Annotated in this window: 7 protein-coding genes; 2 read left to right on the forward strand and 5 right to left on the reverse strand. The window is 64.8% G+C overall.

The window, feature by feature from the left end; genetic code table 11:
• The first annotated feature begins 31 nt into the window (after positions 1–31).
• The gene (gene quiC / locus R9B85_RS22650) at positions 32–1,939 is read left to right on the forward strand and encodes a 3-dehydroshikimate dehydratase QuiC (RefSeq protein ID WP_423770592.1); all 1,908 of its coding nucleotides are present in this window, start codon (positions 32–34) and stop codon (positions 1,937–1,939) included.
• 144 nt (positions 1,940–2,083) lie between these two features.
• Here quiC and R9B85_RS22655 read toward each other — a convergent pair whose 3' ends face one another.
• From R9B85_RS22655 to R9B85_RS22675, 5 genes are all read right to left on the reverse strand, one after another.
• Positions 2,084–2,752 (reverse strand): class I SAM-dependent methyltransferase, encoded by a 669-nt coding sequence (locus R9B85_RS22655; RefSeq protein ID WP_112252234.1) that lies wholly within the window; start codon positions 2,750–2,752, stop codon positions 2,084–2,086.
• A 45-nt stretch (positions 2,753–2,797) separates the two neighbouring features.
• Positions 2,798–3,661, reverse strand: coding sequence for a sensor domain-containing diguanylate cyclase (locus tag R9B85_RS22660; protein ID WP_207879108.1), 864 nt, complete (start codon positions 3,659–3,661; stop codon positions 2,798–2,800).
• Between the two features lie 204 nt (positions 3,662–3,865).
• On the reverse strand, positions 3,866–5,194 hold the full coding sequence (locus R9B85_RS22665; protein ID WP_207879110.1) for a TolC family outer membrane protein: 1,329 nt from the start codon (positions 5,192–5,194) through the stop codon (positions 3,866–3,868).
• A gap of 1 nt (position 5,195) precedes the next feature.
• Entirely contained in the window at positions 5,196–6,536 is a 1,341-nt protein-coding gene (locus R9B85_RS22670; protein WP_423770593.1) for an HlyD family type I secretion periplasmic adaptor subunit, read from the reverse strand.
• A 6-nt stretch (positions 6,537–6,542) separates the two neighbouring features.
• The gene (locus tag R9B85_RS22675) at positions 6,543–8,279 is read right to left on the reverse strand and encodes a type I secretion system permease/ATPase (protein ID WP_375149213.1); all 1,737 of its coding nucleotides are present in this window, start codon (positions 8,277–8,279) and stop codon (positions 6,543–6,545) included.
• Positions 8,280–8,827: 548 nt separating this feature from the next.
• Here R9B85_RS22675 and R9B85_RS22680 point away from each other — a divergent pair.
• Positions 8,828–19,597 (forward strand): peroxidase family protein, encoded by a 10,770-nt coding sequence (locus R9B85_RS22680; RefSeq protein WP_423770594.1) that lies wholly within the window; start codon positions 8,828–8,830, stop codon positions 19,595–19,597.
• Positions 19,598–19,704: the final 107 nt, after the last annotated feature.

The raw sequence follows: 19,704 nt of genomic DNA on the forward strand, positions 1-19,704 counted from the left end.
TGTAATCCTCCAACAACAAGGAACTCCCGCCATGCAGCGTTCGATCGCTACCGTGTCCTTGAGCGGCACCCTGCCGGAAAAGCTCGAAGCCATCGCCGCCGCCGGATTTGACGGCGTCGAGATCTTCGAAAACGACCTGCTCTATTACGCTGGCAGCCCGCGCCAGGTACGGCAGATGTGCGCAGACCTGGGTATTGCCATCACCCTGTTCCAGCCGTTCCGCGATTTCGAGGGCTGCCGCCGCGACCGCCTGCAGAAAAACCTTGACCGCGCCGAGCGCAAGTTCGACCTGATGCAGGAACTGGGCACCGACCTGGTGCTGGTATGCAGCAACGTCCAGGCCGATGCCTTGGGCGAAGAACAACTGTTGGTCGACGACCTGCGCCTGCTGGCCGAGCACGCCGGCAAGCGCGGCCTGCGCATTGGCTACGAAGCCCTGGCCTGGGGCCGCCACGTCAACACCTACCAGCAAGTCTGGAACCTGGTGCGCCAGGCCGACCACCCGGCCCTCGGGGTGATCCTCGACAGCTTCCACACCTTGTCGCTCAAGGGCGACCCGAGCGCGATCCGCGACATCCCTGGCGACAAGATCTTTTTCGTGCAAATGGCTGATGCGCCGATCCTGGCCATGGATGTGCTGGAGTGGAGCCGCCACTTCCGTTGCTTCCCGGGGCAGGGCGAGATGGACATGGCCGGTTTCCTGGCGCCAATTCTTGCCACCGGCTACCGCGGGCCGCTGTCGCTGGAAATCTTCAACGACGGCTTCCGCGCCGCACCGCCCCGGCAGAATGCCGCCGACGGGCTGCGTTCGCTGCTGTACCTCGAAGAACACACCCGCCTGCGCCTGGAGCAGGAAGGTACCTCGATCGAGCCCGGTGTGCTGTTTACACCACCGGCGGCCAGTGCCTATGACGGCGTGGAGTTCCTCGAGTTTGCAGTCGACGAAGCCGTCGGCGCGCGCCTGGGCAGTTGGCTCAAGCGCCTGGGCTTTGCCGAAGCCGGCAAGCACCGCAGCAAAGAAGTGCAGTTGCTGCGCCAGGGCGATATCAACATTGTGCTGAACGCCGAACCCTATTCTTTCGGCCACAACTTCTTCGAGGCCCACGGGCCGTCGCTGTGCGCCACCGCGCTGCGAGTCAAGGACCAGCAAGCCGCCCTGAAGCGCGCCACCGCCTTCCGTGGCCAGCCGTTCCGTGGCCTGGTCGGGCCCAACGAGTGTGAAGTGCCGGCGGTACGTGCGCCAGATGGCAGCCTGCTGTATCTGGTGGAGCAGGGCACTGCCGGCCAGACCCTGTACGACACCGACTTCAGCCTGGACAAGAACGCCAGCGCCAGCGGCGGCCTGCGCCGTATCGACCACATGGCCCTGGCCCTGCCGGCCGAGTCGCTGGACAGCTGGGTGTTGTTCTACAAGAGCCTGTTCGATTTCGCTGCGGACGACGAAGTGGTGCTGCCGGACCCTTATGGCCTGGTCAAGAGCCGCGCCCTGCGTAGCCAGTGCGGCACCCTGCGCTTGCCGCTGAACATCTCGGAAAACCGCAACACCGCCATCGCCCATGCGCTGTCCAGCTATCGCGGTTCGGGCGTGCATCACATCGCCTTCGATTGCGACGACATTTTCCGCGAAGTGGCGCGGGCCAAACTGGCAGGGGTACCGTTGCTGGAGATTCCGCTGAACTACTACGACGACCTGGCGGCGCGTTTCGATTTCGACGACGAGTTCCTCAGCGAACTGGCCTACTACAACGTGCTGTACGACCGCGATGCCCAGGGCGGCGAGCTGTTCCACGTGTACACCGAGCCGTTCGAAGAGCGTTTCTTCTTCGAGATCATCCAGCGCAAGGGGGGGTATGCCGGTTACGGTGCGGCCAACGTCGCGGTGCGCCTGGCGGCCATGGCCAAGGCCCGCAGCGGGGCGGCGCGCAAGCCGGTCCTCTGAACCCGGCGCGGTCCCTGTAGGAGCGGCCTTTTGTCGCGATGGGCCGCAAGGCGGCCCCAGGATTTCAGCGATGCTGCATGAACTTGGGGGCCGCTTTGCGGCCCATCGCGACACAAGGCCGCTCCTGCACCGACCGCGTATGCTTCAAGGCCGCTCAGCCACCAGCAGCAACGACTGCGGCAGCGCGCTCTGCGGGTGCTGTGGCTCCTGCAAGCCGACCAGCCGCAACCCCGCCATGTCCAGCGCATTCAGCCAGCTGGCCAAGGTGCGGAAGTACCACGGCATCACCTGCCAATCCCCGGCGAACCCGGCAAACGACTCCTCCCGCCAGCCATCCTGGTAATCCCCATCCGCCATGCCCCACGGGTGCAGGGTCTGGATCACCAGCGCACCGCCGGGCACCAGCAACGCATTCATCGCCGTCAGCAGCGGGATGATGTCCTGCTGCAACAGGGCGAAGTTGGCACAGATCAGGTCATAGTCCTTGCCGACACAGGCCTGCCCAGCGGCCAGCTTTGCGTAGCTGGCCAGGTGCACCTCGGCGGAGCCCGCAGCGCGCGCGGCATCCACCAGCGCCCGCTCACCGTCCACACCTACCGCCTCCACACCCCGGTCGCCCAGCGCGCGCAGCAGCCAGCCTTCACCACAGCCCAGGTCGAGCACCCGTTCGGGCTGGCGGCCCAGAATGGCCAGCAGGATGGCCTGGTCGGTGACCTGGCGACGGCTCTCGATGCTGCCGCTGCGCACCGCATCGATCCAGGCCTGGGCGTTGTGCTGCCAGCTGTCGAGCAAGGCGTCTTCAGGGTTGCGCATGGTCATCTCCGTTGTGCTCGATTCCGCCTGCGGCCGCCAGAGCGCTCAGCCGGCCGCAGTGCGCTGTCGCTTGATCCGGTACATATCGCCATCGGCATGGCGCAGCAGCATGTCGGCATCGTTGCCGTCTTCGGGGAAACGGGCCACGCCAATGCTGCAGGATGGCGCGCCGATGCCCGCAAACTCGGCGCCGAGTGGCTCGGCCATGGCTGCCAGGATGCGTGCTACCTGCTCGGCAATGGCCTCTGGCGACGCGTAGTCGGTCAGCAGCACGGTGAACTCGTCACCGCCCATCCGCGCCACTGTATCGGTCGCACCTACGCAGCCTTCCAGGCGCCGCGCCAGGGTGCAGAGCACCCGGTCACCCACGCTGTGGCCGTGGTTATCGTTGATGTCCTTGAAGTCATTGATATCGATGAACAGCAACGCAAGCGGTTGGTTGTGATGGCGGGCCGCGGCGAGGGCAGTATCCAGCCGCTCGTTGAACATGGCCCGGTTGGCCAGGCGGGTGAGTGGGTCATGGTGGGCCAGGAAGCGCAGCTCTTCCTCGGCGTGACGCTGGGCGGTGACATCCCGCGCCACACCGATGCGGGCATTGGCCTCATCGGACCAGGAGGCCGCCCACAGGATATGCACGATACCGCCATCCTTGCGGATGTAGCGGTTGCGGAAGTCGTAATGGGGTTGGCCGTTCATCACCCGGACGATCGATGCGCGGGTGATCGCCAGGTCGTCAGGGTGCATGTAGTCGGTGATCGGCGTGCCGATCAGTTCGCAGGCCCGGTAGCCCAGCAGCGCCTCGCAGGCATCGCTGACGAAAACGATCTGGTTGTCCCTGTCGACCACGAACACCGTGTCCAGCATCAGGTGGATCAGCCTGGGGTACAACGCTTGGAGGTCTACGGGCATGGGGCAGGGCGTCCGCGGCGGGGTGACCGATCATAGCCTGAAATGGAACAAATTGCGGTAGGCGCCATATGCCCTACGGGAGCTGAATGAATATGCCGCACCTGTGGGAGCGGGTTCACCCGCGAACACCGGCGAAGCCGGTGCCACCCACCGCGTCGCCTGCTTCGCGGGTAAACCCGCTCCCACAGGGCACCCGGTTTGCTATCAATTGCTTACCACCAGCTCCGGCCCGAGGTAGTCGTTGATCTGCTCGATATCATCATCCCCAAGGTTGCCCACCGATGACGCCAGGCGCAGCCGCGACATCAGGTAGTTGAGCTTGGCCTCGAACAGGTCGTGGCGGGCGTCAAACAGCAGTTCCTCGGCATTGAGCACATCCGAGTTGGTGCTGGTGCCGCCTTCCCTGAAACCCTTGCGGGCCGAAAGCAGCGAGCGTTCGTTGGAGGCCACGGCCTTTTCCAGCGCCTGAATGCGCAAGGCGCCACTCTGCACGCCGCGGTACTCGCGGGTGGTGCCGGAGATCACTTCCTGGCGCGTGGCGTCCAGTTCATCCAGGGCCTTGGAACTGTTGGCGCTGGCCTGGCGGGTGAGGGCGCTGGTGCTGCCACCGCTGTACAGCGGAATGTTCAGCTCCAGCCCGATCGAACTGTAGTGGTTGCGCTGGTTCAGTTCGGAAATCGACTGGCTGCTGCCGGCGGTATAGCCCGCCACGAAATCCAGGGTTGGCCAGTGCCCGGCGCGGGCGCGGTTCACTTCTTCTTCGGCCAGCTCATAGCTGTGCCGGCGCGCATGGATCAACGGGCTGTCGGCCTGGGCCTTGACCAGCCAGTCCTGCAGGTTGCCCGGCATCAGCGGCGGGGTGTTGAAGCCCGGCTGCAAGGTGGTCAGCGACTCCGGCGTTTCACCAATATATTCCTCCAGCTTGCGGCGGGCGTTGACCAGGTTGTCCTGGGCCTCGATCAGGTCGGCCTCGGCCAGGTCGCGACGGGCTACCGACTCGTCGATGTCGGTGATGGTGCCGGCACCCAGCTCCATGCGGCGCTTCGCCGACGCCAATTGCTCTTCGAAGGCATTCAGCTTGGCCTTGGCCAGGGTGATGGTTTCGCTGGCCAGCAGCACGTCGAAGTAAGCCTCGGCCAGGCGCACCGCGGCGTCCTGGCTCTTGGCATCGAACACCGCCACGCTGTAGTCCGCACGCTGCTGGCCCTGACGGTATTCGGCCATCTTCTGCTTGTTGAACAGCGGTTGGCGCAACCGCACGTTGGCGCCCTTGGAGTCATAGTCCAGGTCGCTGTCCCGGCCATTCTGACGTTGGCTGCCATTGACCCTGTTGAAGTAGCCGGCAGCGTTGATCTGCGGCAGCAGGCCGGCCTGGCCGATGGCGCGGTTCTCGCTGCCGGCTTCTTTCTCGTGCACCGCGGCGCGGTAGATCGGGCCCTGGTACTGCAGCAGGTCCCAGGCTTGCTTCAGGTCCATGGCACTGGCCTGTACGGACAACCCCAACAGGCACAACATCAGGCACGGGCGATTCATGTCATTGCTCCTTGAACGAGGCGTCCACGCGTTCGAGCATCGGCTTGAGCAGGTAGCTGAGCAGGTTGCGCTCGCCGGTCTTGATGGTGACGGTGGCCGGCATGCCGGGGCGGATGTGGTTGCTGCCCAACAGGCCCATGCCGCCCTGCGTCACTTCCACCTGGGCCAGGTAGTACGGCTGCTTGCTCTCTTCGTCCATCAGGCGGTCGGCGGAAATGGTCATGACCCGTCCCGGAATATTCGGCGTCTTCGCATGGTTGAAGGCCGGGAAGGCGAGGTCCACGTCCAGGCCGGGCACCATCTTGTCGATGGCCTGCACCGGGATCATCGCGTCGACCTGCAACGGCTGGTCGAGCGGCACCACCTCCATGATCTTGGCCCCAGGCTGGATGATGCCGCCGACCGTGGCGATGCTCAGGGCCTGGACCATGCCGTCGATCGGCGAGCGAATCACTGTATGGGTCACTTCATAGTCCAGCGCGCGCAGGCGATCGGCCAGGGTGGTGTTCTCCTTGGCGGTATCGGTCAGTTGCGATTCCACTTCCTTGAGGTAGTCGTGCTGGCGTTGCAGGATGCGCAGCTTGATCTCGGTGGCCTGGCTGCGCGCCCGGGCAATGTTGTTGAGGTTTTCGGCCTGGCCGGCGGACAGGTCGGCATTGTTGCGCTCCAGCTCCAGCAGGCGGTTGCGTGGCACATAACCTTCGGCGGCCAGCACGCGTGTACCTTGCAGCTCCTGGTTGAGGAAGCCGATCTGCGAGGCGCGGGCGCCGTACACCTGTTGCAGGCCCTTGAGCTGCACCGCCGTGGCGGCCAGGTTTTCCTCGAGGATGCTCAGTTCGCCGGCAAGGCCCGCGCGGCGGGTGTCCAGCAGGCGCTGTTGCAGGTCCATGGCTGCCAGCAGGCGCGGGTCGTTGCCGTAGTGCTTGAGCAGGGCAGGGTCGAAGGTGACCTTGTCGCGGCCATCGCGCTCGGCTTCCAGGCGGTTTTCCACGGTCTTGCTGACGATGTACTGGGCACTGATCGCGCCCTGTTCGGCCACCGCGCGCAGGGCGTCCAGGCGTACCACCTCCTGGCCTTTCTTCACCCTGTCGCCTTCACGCACCAGGATCGCCTCGACCGTGCCGCCGGTCAGGTGCTGCACCGCCTTGCGGTTGCTGGTGACCTTTACCGTGCCGGTGGCGACTACCCCGGCATCCAGTGGCGCCAGGCACGACCACAGCAGGAAACCGCCAAAGCCGGCGATGACCATCCATACGCCCCAGCGTGCCGGCCGGCCCATGTCCAGGTCGATACTGTTGCGGGCCTCGGCGGGAATCAACTCGGTGTGTTGGGTCATCTGCATGATCGATCACTCCCGTACTTTTACCGAGGCCAGCGGCGCTGCGGTCGCCGCCGGGATCACGCTGGCCTTGCGCAGCGCAGCGAACACTTCGTCGCGGCTGCCGAGCATGTGCACGGTACCGTCACGCAGCATCAGCACCTTGTCGACCGCGCACAGCACATTGGGCCGGTGGGAAATCAGGATTACCGTGGCCCCGCGCGCCTTGAGTTCGGCCAGCGCATCGACCAGGGCCTTTTCGCCAACGTCATCAAGGTTGGCGTTGGGCTCGTCCAGCACCACCAGGTTCGGCTCGCCGTACAGCGCACGGGCCAGGGCGATGCGCTGCTTCTGGCCGCCGGACAGCGGGCTGCCGTCGGCGGCCAGGCGGGTGTCGTAACCCTGCGGGAAGCGCAGGATCATGTCGTGCACGCCGCTGCTGCGGGCAGCGCGGATCACCGCTTCGCTGTCCACTTCGGCGAAGCGTGCGATGTTCTCGGCGATGGTGCCTTCGAACAACTCCACGTCCTGCGGCAGGTAGCCGAGCCACGGGCCGAGTTCGGCCTTGTTCCAGGTGAAGATGTCGGCGCCGTCCAGGCGCACCTTGCCGGCCTGGGTCGGCCACACGCCTACCAGCAGGCGGGCGAGGGTGGACTTGCCCGAAGCGGAGGGGCCGATGATGCCCAGGCTTTCACCCGGGACCAGGCTGAAGCTCACCCCGCGCACGATGCTATTGCTGGTGCCGGGGGCGCCGGCAACCACGTTTTCCACGGCCAGCATGCCCATTGGCCGCTGCAGCGACATGCTCGGTGGCCGCTGCGGGTAGTCGTGCAGCAGGTCGTTGAGCCGGCCCCAGGCGGAACGGCAGCCCAGCAGTTGCTTCCATGCGGCGATCACCTGCTCCACCGGGGCCAGGGCGCGGCCGGTGAGGATGGAGCAGGCGATCATCATGCCGGGGGTGATCTTGCCTTCGATCGCCAGCAGTGCGCCGGCACCGAGGATCACCGACTGCAAGGTAATGCGCACGAAACGCCCGGTGCTGCTGATCACCGCAGCACGGTCCGAGGCCAGGGTCTGCATCTGCAGGATGCGCAAGTGGCCCTGGTACCAGCGCTTGCCGATCGCCGGCAGCATGCCCATGGCTTCGATCACTTCGGCGTTGCGCAGGTTGTTGTTGGCGTAGCTGGCCGACGACATGGCCGCCTGGTTGGCTTCGGCCAACGGTTTTTGCGTCGCCTTCTCGGTGAGGTAGGCCAGGCCCACCAGGATCAGCGAGCCGATCAGCGTCACCAGCCCCAGCAGTGGATGGATCAGGTAGCAGACCAGCAGGTAGATCGGTGTCCAGGGGGCATCGAAGAAGGCGAACAGGCCGTTGCCGGTCAGAAACTGGCGCACCTGCGCAAGGTCCTGCAGGGCCTGGGCCGGGTTGCCGCCGGCGCGGCTCAGGTTGCGCTCGAAGGCTGCGCTGAAGATGCGCCGGTTGAGGTCCATGTCGAGGAAGTTGCCGACCCGGATCAGTACGCGGGTGCGGACCATCTCCAGGGCCGACATCAGCATGAACAAGCCGATCACCAGCAGGGTAAGCATCGACAGGGTAGTGACATTGCGGCTGACCAGGGCGCGGTCGTACACCTGCAACATATAAATTGCTGGCGTCAACATCATGACGTTTATCACGCCGCTGAAGGCGGCCAGGGCAAAAAAGCTGCGGCGCAGGCGAAACAACACCTCAGCCAGCTCGGAACGGGGGCGTGGCGGCTTGTGCATCGGGAGCCTCCCTTTATCACAATCGGGAAGCCCTTGCGGCGGCCCGTACAGCGGTAGTTGTGGCTTCTGGTCGGCTCGCAGGCGGGTCGCTCTCAGGGCGAATGGTCCAAAACGCTGCGTTGCTCCCACATGCAGCAGCGTAGGTTGCACTGAAACACTCGGTAATATCTTTTCGCTCTATAAAGACTTTGAACTTTTCATAAGTGCCATTAAAAACAGCGAGTTGTATCGCGTTATCAATACCGAACGAATTTTTTGACGGGATATTGACAAGCTTTTCTTCTGCGACTTTAGTCTGATGTATTCGGACCCTCTGCGAGCTGGGGTCGATGCATGTGCGGTGCCTACCTGTATCGCACCGTTTACAAGGTTCCCGCCATTACTGTGGGAGCCGGCTTGCCGGCGATGAGGCCAGTGGCGACAACACAGCACCGTAGTGCCCAACTGCCCCAGAACCCAGAATCAGAAACTGCGCACGTCACACTGACTGGGCGCGGGAAGGACCCTGTTGCCCTGAGTCATCTCCCGACAGATCGAGGGCAATTGAAATGGCAGATTTCAGCAAGTCGGACCTGGAGTTCATCCTCCAGCAGATCTTCATCGCCGAAGCCCATGCCGATGGCACCAGCCTGATCGACCTGCTGCCCAACAGCCAGGTACCGTTCGGCCTGCGTACCGTGGACGGCAGCTACAACAACCTGGTGACCGGGCAGAGCGAGTTCGGCGCCGCCGACAATTCGTTCCTGCGCCTGCTCAGCCCATCCTTCAGCGGCGACTATGCCGGCACCGGCACGGTTACCGACTCGCAACCGCGCACCATCAGCAACCTGATCGTCGACCAGACGGCGAACAACCCGGCCGCGGTCGAAGCCAATGGCGGCGCCGCCCCGGTGATCAGCCCCGGCATCGACGGGGTGTTCGGCACCGCTGACGACACGGAAGTATTCTTCATCCCCAACGTGTCGCCCGACGTCGGCCTGACCGCCGGCTTCAACGCCTGGATGACCTTCTTCGGCCAGTTCTTCGACCACGGCCTGGACCTGGTCACCAAGAGCAGCACCGACTTCGTGTTCATCCCGCTGCAGCCGGACGACCCGCTGTTCGTCGAGGGCAGCCCGACCAACTTCATGGTGCTGCCACGGGCTGTGCGTACCGCAGGCGCCGATGGTGTTGTGGGTACCGCCGACGATGGCCAGACCAACACCACCTCGCCGTTCGTCGACCAGAGCCAGACCTACAGTTCGCACCCCTCGCACCAGGTGTTCCTGCGTGAATACACGCTCAATGCTGCAGGCGACCCGGTAACCACCGGGCGGCTCATCACCAACCGTGACCTGGGCGCCGATGGCCGCTTCGGCACCGCCGACGATGGCGACGGCGAAAGCGGTGGCATGGCCACCTGGGCAGTGGTCAAGGCCCAGGCCCGTGACCTGCTCGGCATCAACCTGACCGATGCCGATGTGCACAGTGTGCCGCTGCTGGCCACCGACCCCTACGGCAACTTCCTGCGCGGGCCCAACGGCATGCCGCAGGTGGTGATGCGCGTCAACAATGGCGCCGACGGCATCGCCGGTACCGCCGACGACGTCACCACGCTGGTCGAAGGCAACCGCGACGCGCCGATCAGCCTGGCCAATGCCGTGAGCACCGGGCATGGCTTCCTTGACGACATCGCCCACAACGCCGCGCCGGTGATCGTGAACGGTGTGCTGCAGGCCGACGCCGATACTGCCGTGGGCAACGCACAGCCGGTGGGGCCGGGTGGCAACAACCTGACCTACGACAACGAACTGCTCGACGCCCACTACATCGCCGGCGACGGCCGGGTGAACGAGAACATCGGCCTGACTGCCGTGCACCACGTGTTCCACTCCGAGCACAACCGCCTGGTGCAGCAGACCAAGGACACCCTGTTGGCTTCCGGCGACGTGGCATTCCTCAACCAGTGGCTGATCGATGATGTCGCTGCCATCCCCACCACGCCCGCCGAAATCGCCGCGCTGGTATGGGACGGCGAGCGGCTGTTCCAGGCCGCCAAGTTCGGCACCGAGATGCAGTACCAGCACCTGGTGTTCGAAGAGTTCGCCCGTACCATCCAGCCGCAGATTGACGAGTTCCTTGCCCCCAACGGCTACGACACCTCGATCGACCCGGCCATCCTCGCCGAGTTCGCCCATGTGGTGTACCGCTTCGGTCACTCGATGCTGACCGAAACCGTCGACCGCTTCGACCCGGCGTTCGCCCCGGTGGACGGCGACCCGCAGCTCGGTCTGATCGCTGCCTTCCTCAACCCGCTGGCCTTCGCTGGCAGTGGCGCCACCGCCGACGAAGCGGCCGGCGCGATCATCCGTGGCGTCACCCGTCAGTTGGGCAACGAAATCGACGAGTTCGTCACCGAGGCGCTGCGCAACAACCTGCTTGGCCTGCCGCTGGACCTGCCCGCGCTGAACATTGCCCGTGGCCGTGACACCGGCATCCCCACCCTCAACGAGGCGCGGCGCGATTTCTATGCGATGACCGGCGACAGCCAGCTCAAGCCTTACATCAGCTGGGCCGACTTTGCCGACCATCTCAAGCACCCGGCGTCGCTGATCAACTTCATCGCCGCCTACGGTACCCACGCCACCATCACCGGGGCGGACACCGAAGCGGCCAAGCGCGCCGCCGCCGTGGCGCTGGTGCTTGGCGGTGAGGGCGCGCCAGCGGACCGCCTGGACTTCCTCAACGGCACCGGCGCCTACGCCAATGTGACACTGGCCGGCGCGGACGGCATCCCCGGCACCGCCGATGACATCAGCGGGGTGACCGTGACCGGTGTCGATGACATCGACTTCTGGGTCGGCGGCCTGGCCGAGCAGAAAATGCCATTCGGCGGCATGCTCGGCGCCACCTTCAACTTCGTCTTCGAAACCCAGCTGGAAGCGCTGCAGAACGGCGACCGGTTCTACTACCTGGCGCGTACGGCGGGCATGAATTTCGGCACCGAACTGGAGAACAACTCCTTCGCCAAGCTGATCATGCTCAACTCCGATGTCGCCCACCTGTCCAACACCGTGTTCCTCACACCGACCTTCACCCTGGAGGTGAACCAGGCCAACCAGTTCACCGGGCTGGGGGTCGATGGCCGGGCTGACCCGACGGGCGGCATCATGATCAACGGCGTCGAAGTGGTGCCGCTGGTGATTCGCGACAACCCCGATACCGTGGGCACCGACACCAACTTCCTGCATTACACCGGCGAAGACCACGTGGTGCTGGGCGGCACCGCCGGCAACGACATCATCATCTCCGGTGAGGGCGACGATACCGTCTACGGCGACGCCGGCAACGACACCCTGGAAGGCGGTGCGGGCAACGACGCGGTGCTGGGCGGTGCCGGTGATGACATCATCACCGATTCGTTCGGCGACAACCGCCTGGAGGGCAACGACGGCAACGACGTGATCGTCGCCGGCAGCATGCTGGTGGGCGGCAACCTGATCCTGGGCGGCAACGGCCAGGACTTCATCATCACCACTGAAGACATCAGCACCACCTTCGGCGGCCAGGGTGACGACTTCATCCTCGGCGCCAAGACCAACCTGCCACCGACCGGCAACGAGGGTGACGACTGGATCGAGAAGGGCACCCAGGACGGTGCGCCTGGCGACAACTTCGCGCCGCTGCTGGGTGACGAAGTGATAGGCAACGACATCTTCGTCGGTGGCGCTGGCTTCGACGAGATGATCGGTGAGGGCGGCGACGACATCTTTGTCGGCAGCGATGCTCAGGACAAGATGGACGGCATGTCCGGTTTCGACTGGATTACCCACAAGAATGACCAGGTTGGCGTTACTGTCGACCTGACCCTGGCCGCGCTGGCCCAACCCCATGGCAATGCACCGCCCCAGAACACTGGTGTGTTCGAGCCGGTAGGCGCTTCGCCGGCCTCAATACTGGACCGCTTCGCCGAGGTCGAAGGCGTGTCCGGTTCGAACTTCGCCGATGTGCTCAAGGGCGATAATGTCGATGCCGTGACCATCCTCAACCACGGTGGTGCCACCGGCAGTGCGCTGACCAACGTGGCGCTGATCCGTGGCCTGCAGCAGTTCCTGGCCGATGCCGGGTTGCCGACCACCGGCTTTGCCACCGGCAACATCATGCTTGGCGGCAACGGCAGCGACCTGATCGAAGGCCGTGGGGGCGATGACCTGATCGACGGTGACAAGTGGCTCAACGTGCGTATCGCCGTGTATGCCCCGGGAGACGTCAACCACACCGGCCCTGAGATCGCCAGCTTCGACAGCATGGCCGACATGATTCCGTTCATGCTCGACCGTACCTACAACCCTGGCCAGTTGAAGGCCGTGCGGGAAATCCTTCCTGGCACCTCGACCGGTGGCGCAGCCTTCGATACCGCGGTGTTCTCCGGCCTGCAGAACGAGTACGTGGTCACCCAGAACACCCGTGGCACCGCCGATACCAGTGACGATGTGTGGACGGTGACCGATACCGTGGACGGCCGCGATGGGGTCGATACCCTGCTGCACATCGAACGCCTGCAGTTCTCCGACGGCCAGCGCGTGCTGGTGGAGGGCGTGAATGCGCAGCCTACCGGCAGTCCTGCCATTACTGACGGCAACGGCGGCGCGATCACCGTGGGTGATATTCTCACCGTGAACGTGGCCGGCGTACTGGATGCCGACAACATCAGCGCCGGCAACCCGCTAGGCACGCTCACCGGCCGCTCGGTGTCGTACTACTGGCAGTTCGAGGCCGAGCCGGGCAGTGGCGTGTTCGAGGACATCATCCTGCTGCCGGCCGGCGACCTGGCGTTCCAGAGCGCCGACGGCACCACGTTCAAGGTGTCGCCAGACCTGGCGGGGCTGGCCCTGCGGGTCAAGGCGATCTACCAGGACGCCCACGGCACCACCGAAGTGCTGTTCTCTCAGCCCACCGCCGTGGTGCAACCGGGTGCGCCTGTGGTACCGACGCCGGCCACACCGGTGGTGGATGCCACTGCCGGCGGTGCTGGCCTGCACATGGTGCGCTCCGACCTCAACTTCATCCTCGACCAGATCAGGATCGCCGAGGCCGACGCCGACGGGGCAGACATCCTCTCGCTGCTGCCCAACATTCGTGCGCCGCTGGGCCTGCGGACGGTGGACGGCTCGAACAACAACCTGCTGAACCTCAACGGCATCAACAACACCCAGTTCGGGGCCGCCGACAATATCTTCCCGCGCGTGACCGACCCGGTATTCAACCCGGCCGAAGGTGCGCCGGCCGGCTTCTTCGGCCCTGGCTCGCCGGCCATTCCGGGCTCGTCGTACGAGCAGACCAGCGGCCCGGTGTTCGACTCGCAGCCGCGCACCATCAGCAACCTGGTCGTCGACCAGACTTCCAACAACCCGGCGGCCTATGCCACCGCGTATGACCCGGGTGCGGACGGCGTGCTCAACTTCGGTGCCGTGGGCAACGACGACGTGCTCAAGGACGGCGTGCGCATCGTCGCCAGCCCGGGCCTGGACGGCCAGTTCGGCACCGGCGACGACCACGACGTGTACCTGTTCGAGAACACCGCCGCCGATGCTGGCCTGTCTGCGCCGTTCAACGCCTGGATGACCTTCTTCGGGCAGTTCTTCGACCATGGCCTGGACCTGGTCACCAAGGGGGGCTCGGGCACCATCTTCATCCCGCTGCAGTCGGATGATCCGCTGTTCGTGGAAGGTGGCTCCGCCAACTTCATGGTGGTGACCCGTGCCACCAACCTGCCTGGGCCGGATGGCATCCTCGGCAACGCCGATGACATTCACGAGCACACCAACACCACCACGCCATTCGTGGACCAGAACCAGACCTACAGCTCGCACCCCTCGCATCAGGTGTTCCTGCGCGCCTACGTGATAGTCGACGGTGCACCTGTCGCCACCGGCCGCCTGATTACCAACCGTGACCTGGGTGCAGATGGCAGGTACGGTACCGCGGACGATACCGAAATCGGTGGCATGGCGACCTGGAAGGTGGTCAAGGCCCAGGCTCGCGATGTGCTCGGCATCGACCTCACCGATGCCGACGTCGACAACGTGCCGCTGCTCGCCACCGACGCCTACGGCAACTTCCTGCGCGGACCTACCGGCATGCCGCAGGTGGTGATGCGCGTGAACAATGGCGCTGATGGCATCGCCGGCACCGCCGACGATGTGACCCAACTGGTCGAAGGCAACCGCGACGCGCCCATCAGTCTGACCGACGCCGTACGCACCGGTCACCAGTTCCTTGCCGACATCGCCCACAATGCCGTGCCGGTGTTCAGCGGTGGCGTGCTGGTGCCTGATGCCGATACCGATGTGGGCAACGCCGTGCCGGTGAACCCAAACACCGGTGCCAACCTGGCCTACGACAACGAACTGCTCGACGCGCACTACATCGCCGGCGACGGCCGGGTCAACGAGAACATCGGCCTGACTGCCGTGCATGCGATCTTCCACTCCGAGCACAACCGGCTGGTGGCGCAGACCATGGACACCGTGCTCGATTCGGGTGACCTGGCGTTCATCAACGAGTGGCTGCTCAACCCGATAACCGTGCTGCCGGCCGACCAGGCCGCAATCGACGCGCTGGTGTGGAATGGCGAGCGGCTGTTCCAGGCCGCCAAGTTCGGTACCGAGATGCAGTACCAGCACCTGGTGTTCGAGGAGTTCGCCCGCACCGTACAACCGCGGGTCGACCTGTTCTTCGCCCCGACCCAGGTGTATGACGTCGACCTCGATGCGTCGATCGTGGCCGAATTCGCCCACACCGTGTACCGCTTCGGCCACTCGATGCTGACCGAGACCGTCGACCGCTTCGACGTCGACTTCACCGTCATCAGCGACCCGGCCAGCGCCAACCCCGACCAGCAACTGGGCCTGATCGCGGCGTTCCTCAACCCGCTGGCGTATGCCGCCAGTGGCGTCACCCCCGAGGATGCCACCAGTGCCATCGTGCGCGGGGTCACCCGCCAGGCCGGTAACGAGATCGACGAGTTCGTCACCGAGGCGCTGCGCAACAACCTGCTCGGCCTGCCACTGGACCTGCCGGCGATCAACATCGCCCGTGGCCGCGACGTCGGTATCCCTTCGCTGAACGCTGTGCGCCGCGACATCTACGCGCAAACCGGCGATACCCAGCTCAAGCCTTACACCAGCTGGGTCGACTTGGTGCAGCACCTGAAGCATCCGGAGTCGCTGATCAACTTCATCGCTGCCTACGGCACCCACAGCACCATCACCGAAGCCACCACGCTACTGGAAAAACGCGCGGCGGCCATGGCCCTGGTGTTCGGCGGCGATGGCGCGCCAGCCGACCGCCTGGACTTCCTCAACAGCACCGGCGCGTACGCCAACGTCAATCTGCCTGGCAGGGATGGTCTGCTGGGTACCGCCGATGACCTGAGGGCAGTGACCGTGACTGGGGTCGATGCCATCGACCTGTGGATCGGCGGCCTGGCCGAAGCGAAAACCCCGTTCGGCGGCATGCTGGGCAGCACCTTCAACTTCGTGTTCGAGAACCAGATGGAGAAACTGCAGGACGGCGACCGCTTCTACTACCTGGAGCGCACTGCTGGCCTGTCGATGAACGCCGAACTGGAAAGCAACTCGTTCGCCAAGCTGATCATGGCCAACACTTCGGCCACTCACCTGCCAGGCTTGGTGTTCTCCGACGTTGGCTTCTACCTGGAAGTGGACCGGAGCAAGCAATTCAACGAAGGCCTGGGCAATGCCGACCCACTGGGCGAAAACGGCGAGCAGGTGGTGTTCCGCGACAGCCCGCTGACGGCAGGCCCGGACACCAACTACATCCGCTATGCCGGTGACCAGCACATCGTGCTGGGCGGCACCGAGGGTGACGACATCCTGGTGTCCAGCGAGGGTGACGATACGGTCTGGGGCGATGGCGGCAACGACCGCATCGAGGGTGGCGACGGCAACGACCAGCTGCGTGGTGGTGCCGGCGACGACATCATCAGCGACATGGGTGGTGACGACAACATCCAGGGCGGCGACGGCCACGATGTGCTGCACGGCGGTAATGGTGTCAACCTGATCATCGGCGGTTTCGGCAACGACTTCATCGTCACCGGTGAGGACGCCTCCGAAGCCATTGGCGGCCAGGGCAACGACTTTATCCTGGGCAGCAAGGCCAACGAGCAGGACATGGGCAACGAAGGTGACGACTGGATCGAGAAGGGCACCTCGGACGGTGCGCCCGGCGACAACTTCGACCCGCTCGGCAACGACCCGGTCATCGGCCACGACGTGTTCATCGGCGGCAGCGAGAACGACAAGTTCAACGGTGAAGGCGGCGACGACATCATGGTCGGCAGCCTGGGCTTCGGTGACCGCTACATCGGTGGTTCCGGCTACGACTGGGCGACCTTCAAGGGCCTGGCCCAGGGCGTGACTGTCGACTTCAGCGACCGCTTCTTCGATGTACCGCCGGTACCGGGTTCGGGCGCGTCTACGCTGGTGCGCTTCGACATCATGGAAGGCCTGTCGGGTTCGGCACATGGCGACTTCCTGCGCGGTGACAGCGAAACCGCTGCCACCTTGCCAACCAACGGCGCCAACGGCAGCGTGCTGACCAACATCAGCCTGATCAACGGCCTGTCCAGCCTGCTGGCCGCCGGAGCAACGTTCTACGACGGTGGCAACATCATCCTTGGTGGCAGCGGCAGTGACCTGATCGAAGGCCGTGGCGGCGACGACATCCTCGACGGTGACAAGTGGCTGAACGTGCGCATCAGCGTGCGTGCCAACAGCGACGGCACCGGCCCGGAAATCGCCAGCTACGACAGCATGGAGCCGATGGTGCCGCTGATGCTCAATGGCACCTACAACCCGGGCCAGCTGGTGATCGTCCGTGAAATCCTCAACGGCACCGACAGCTACGACACGGCGGTGTTCTCGGGGGTGGCCACCGACTATAGCGTGGTGGTCGATGGCAATTCGGTGATCGTCACCGACCTGGTGGACGGGCGTGATGGTGTCGACCGCCTGACCGGTATCGAGCGCCTGCAGTTCTCGGATGGCTCGCAAGCCTCCGGTGTGGGCACTGCCGTCAACGCCGGCCCCACCGGCAGCCTGGTGATCCTTGACGCTGCCACTGGCGTGCGTGACGACACACCGGTCAGCGGCCAGCTGCTGCGGGTCACCCCGCTGGCGGTACATGACGCGGACAACGTCAGCGCGACCAACCTGACCGGTGCGATCACCGGCCCGGTGGCGTACTACTGGCAAGTAGAGACCCTGCCAGGTTCGGGGGTCTATGAAGACATCACCTTCGTCGCTGCCGGCGAGGTTTCGCGAGCGGTCGGTACCACCTACCGGGTCACGGACGATGTGGCGGGGCAGAACATCCGCGTACGCGCGGTGTACCAGGACACCAAGGGCACGCTGGAAATCGTCGATTCGGCGCCGAACAACGCGCCGACCGCCGGGCCTACCGTGACCGGGTCGCTGGTGCAGAACCAGACGCTCACCGCCAACCCGGCAACCATTGTCGACGCTGACGGCCTGAGCAATCCGCGGTTCACCTTCCAGTGGCAGTCCAACCGGGGTACCGGCTGGGTCGACATTGCTGGCGCGATCAACAGCACCTTCCTCCTTACCCAGAACCAGGTGGGGCAGAACATGCGGGTGGTGGTCAGCTATGTGGATGACTTCGGTGTGCAGGAAAGCATCGCCTCCGACATCCTCGACCCGGTAGCCAACGTCAACGATGCACCCACCGGCGCCGTGCTGATCAGCGATACCACGCCAGACCAGGGCCAGACGCTGACCGCGCTCACCGGCAGCATTGCCGACCTGGACGGGCTGGGCGCGTTCAGATTCCAGTGGCAGCAGAACATTGGCGGCACCTTCAGCAACATCGCGGGTGCCACGGCTGCAACCTTCACCCCGGGCTTCGAGCAGGGTAACCGGCAGTTGCGGGTGGTCGTGAGCTACACCGACGCATTCGGCGCCCAGGAGTCGCTGACCTCGGCCGCGACTGCAGCGGTGGTACCGCCACCAAGCGTGGTGCTGGTCGGTACTGCCGGGGCCAACATCCTGACCGGCGGTGCGGGCAACGACACGCTTTCGGGGCTGGGCGGCAACGATGTGCTCAACGGCCTGGGCGGCGCCGATCAACTGTTCGGCGGTGATGGTAACGACATCCTCAATGGCGGTAACGACCCCGACAGCCTCGACGGCGGTGCCGGCAACGACACCCTCAACGGCGGGCTTGGTGCGGATGCCATGGTGGGCGGTGCGGGCAACGACACCTTCGTGGTCGACAACCTCGGCGACACCGTGAGCGAGGCGCTGAACGGTGGTGTCGACCTGGTGCAGACCACCCTTGCCAGCTATACCCTGGGTGCCAACGTTGAAAACCTGACCTTTATCGGGGCAGGCAACTTCACCGGTACCGGTAACACACTGGCCAACACCATCACGGGTGGTGCTGGTAACGACCTGCTCAATGGCGGTGCCGGTATCGACCGCCTGGTCGGTGGCCTGGGCAACGACACCTATGTGGTGGATAACGCCGGGGATGTGGTGGTCGAGGCCACGGCGGCTGGTACGGATACCGTACGTGCCACAGCGGCCAGCTACACCCTGGGTGCCAACGTGGAGAACCTGACCTACATCGGGGCAGGCAACTTCATCGGTACCGGGAATGGCCTGGCCAACATCATCACCGGCGCGGCAGGCAACGACACGCTCAATGGCGATGCCGGCAACGACCAGTTGATCGGCGGCCTGGGCACTGACACCCTGAACGGTGGCGCTGGCAACGACACCCTCGATGGCGGCGCCGGTAATGACTCGCTGTTCGGGGACACCGGCAACGACACCCTGTTGGGTGGAGCCGGCGCTGACAACCTTGATGGCGGCAACGGCGTCGATGTGCTGCAGGGTGGCGACGGCAACGACACGCTGTTTGGTGACGTTGGCAATGACACGTTGCAGGGTGGTGCCGGCAATGACTTCCTCAACGGTGGGGCGGGTAACGATACCGTCGTCGGCGGTGCCGGCAACGACACGATGATGGCCACTGATGGCAATGATGTCTTCCAGTTCGCTGCCGGTTTCGGCAATGACCTGATCATCAACTTCGACGCTGTCGCACAGGGTGGGCAGGACCGGATGGATATCGCTGCCTTCAACATCACCGCGGCCACCTTTGCCGCCAACGTCACCGTCGCCGATGTCGGCAATGACACGCTGGTCAGCATCGGTACCGACACCATCCGCCTGGTGGGAGTGGCGGATGCAACCACAGTGACTGCAGCGGACTTCAACCTGGCAGGTTGAGGGCCAGAGAAAACGTGACAAGGGCCGCTCTGCGGCCCATTCGCGGGCAAGCCCGCTCCCACAGGGATATCACTGCCCCTCGGCTTGGTGATACCCCTGTAGGAGCG

This window comes from Pseudomonas sp. NLJ1 (assembly GCF_049486705.1).
GTDB lineage: Bacteria > Pseudomonadota > Gammaproteobacteria > Pseudomonadales > Pseudomonadaceae > Aquipseudomonas > Aquipseudomonas inefficax.

Coding starts and splice junctions, on each gene's coding strand:
- quiC (WP_423770592.1), top strand. CDS start 32: ATGCAGCGTTCGATCGCTACCGTGTCCTTGAGCGGCACCCTGCCGGAA.
- R9B85_RS22655 (WP_112252234.1), bottom strand. CDS start 2,752: ATGCGCAACCCTGAAGACGCCTTGCTCGACAGCTGGCAGCACAACGCC.
- R9B85_RS22660 (WP_207879108.1), bottom strand. CDS start 3,661: ATGCCCGTAGACCTCCAAGCGTTGTACCCCAGGCTGATCCACCTGATG.
- R9B85_RS22665 (WP_207879110.1), bottom strand. CDS start 5,194: ATGAATCGCCCGTGCCTGATGTTGTGCCTGTTGGGGTTGTCCGTACAG.
- R9B85_RS22670 (WP_423770593.1), bottom strand. CDS start 6,536: ATGCAGATGACCCAACACACCGAGTTGATTCCCGCCGAGGCCCGCAAC.
- R9B85_RS22675 (WP_375149213.1), bottom strand. CDS start 8,279: ATGCACAAGCCGCCACGCCCCCGTTCCGAGCTGGCTGAGGTGTTGTTT.
- R9B85_RS22680 (WP_423770594.1), top strand. CDS start 8,828: ATGGCAGATTTCAGCAAGTCGGACCTGGAGTTCATCCTCCAGCAGATC.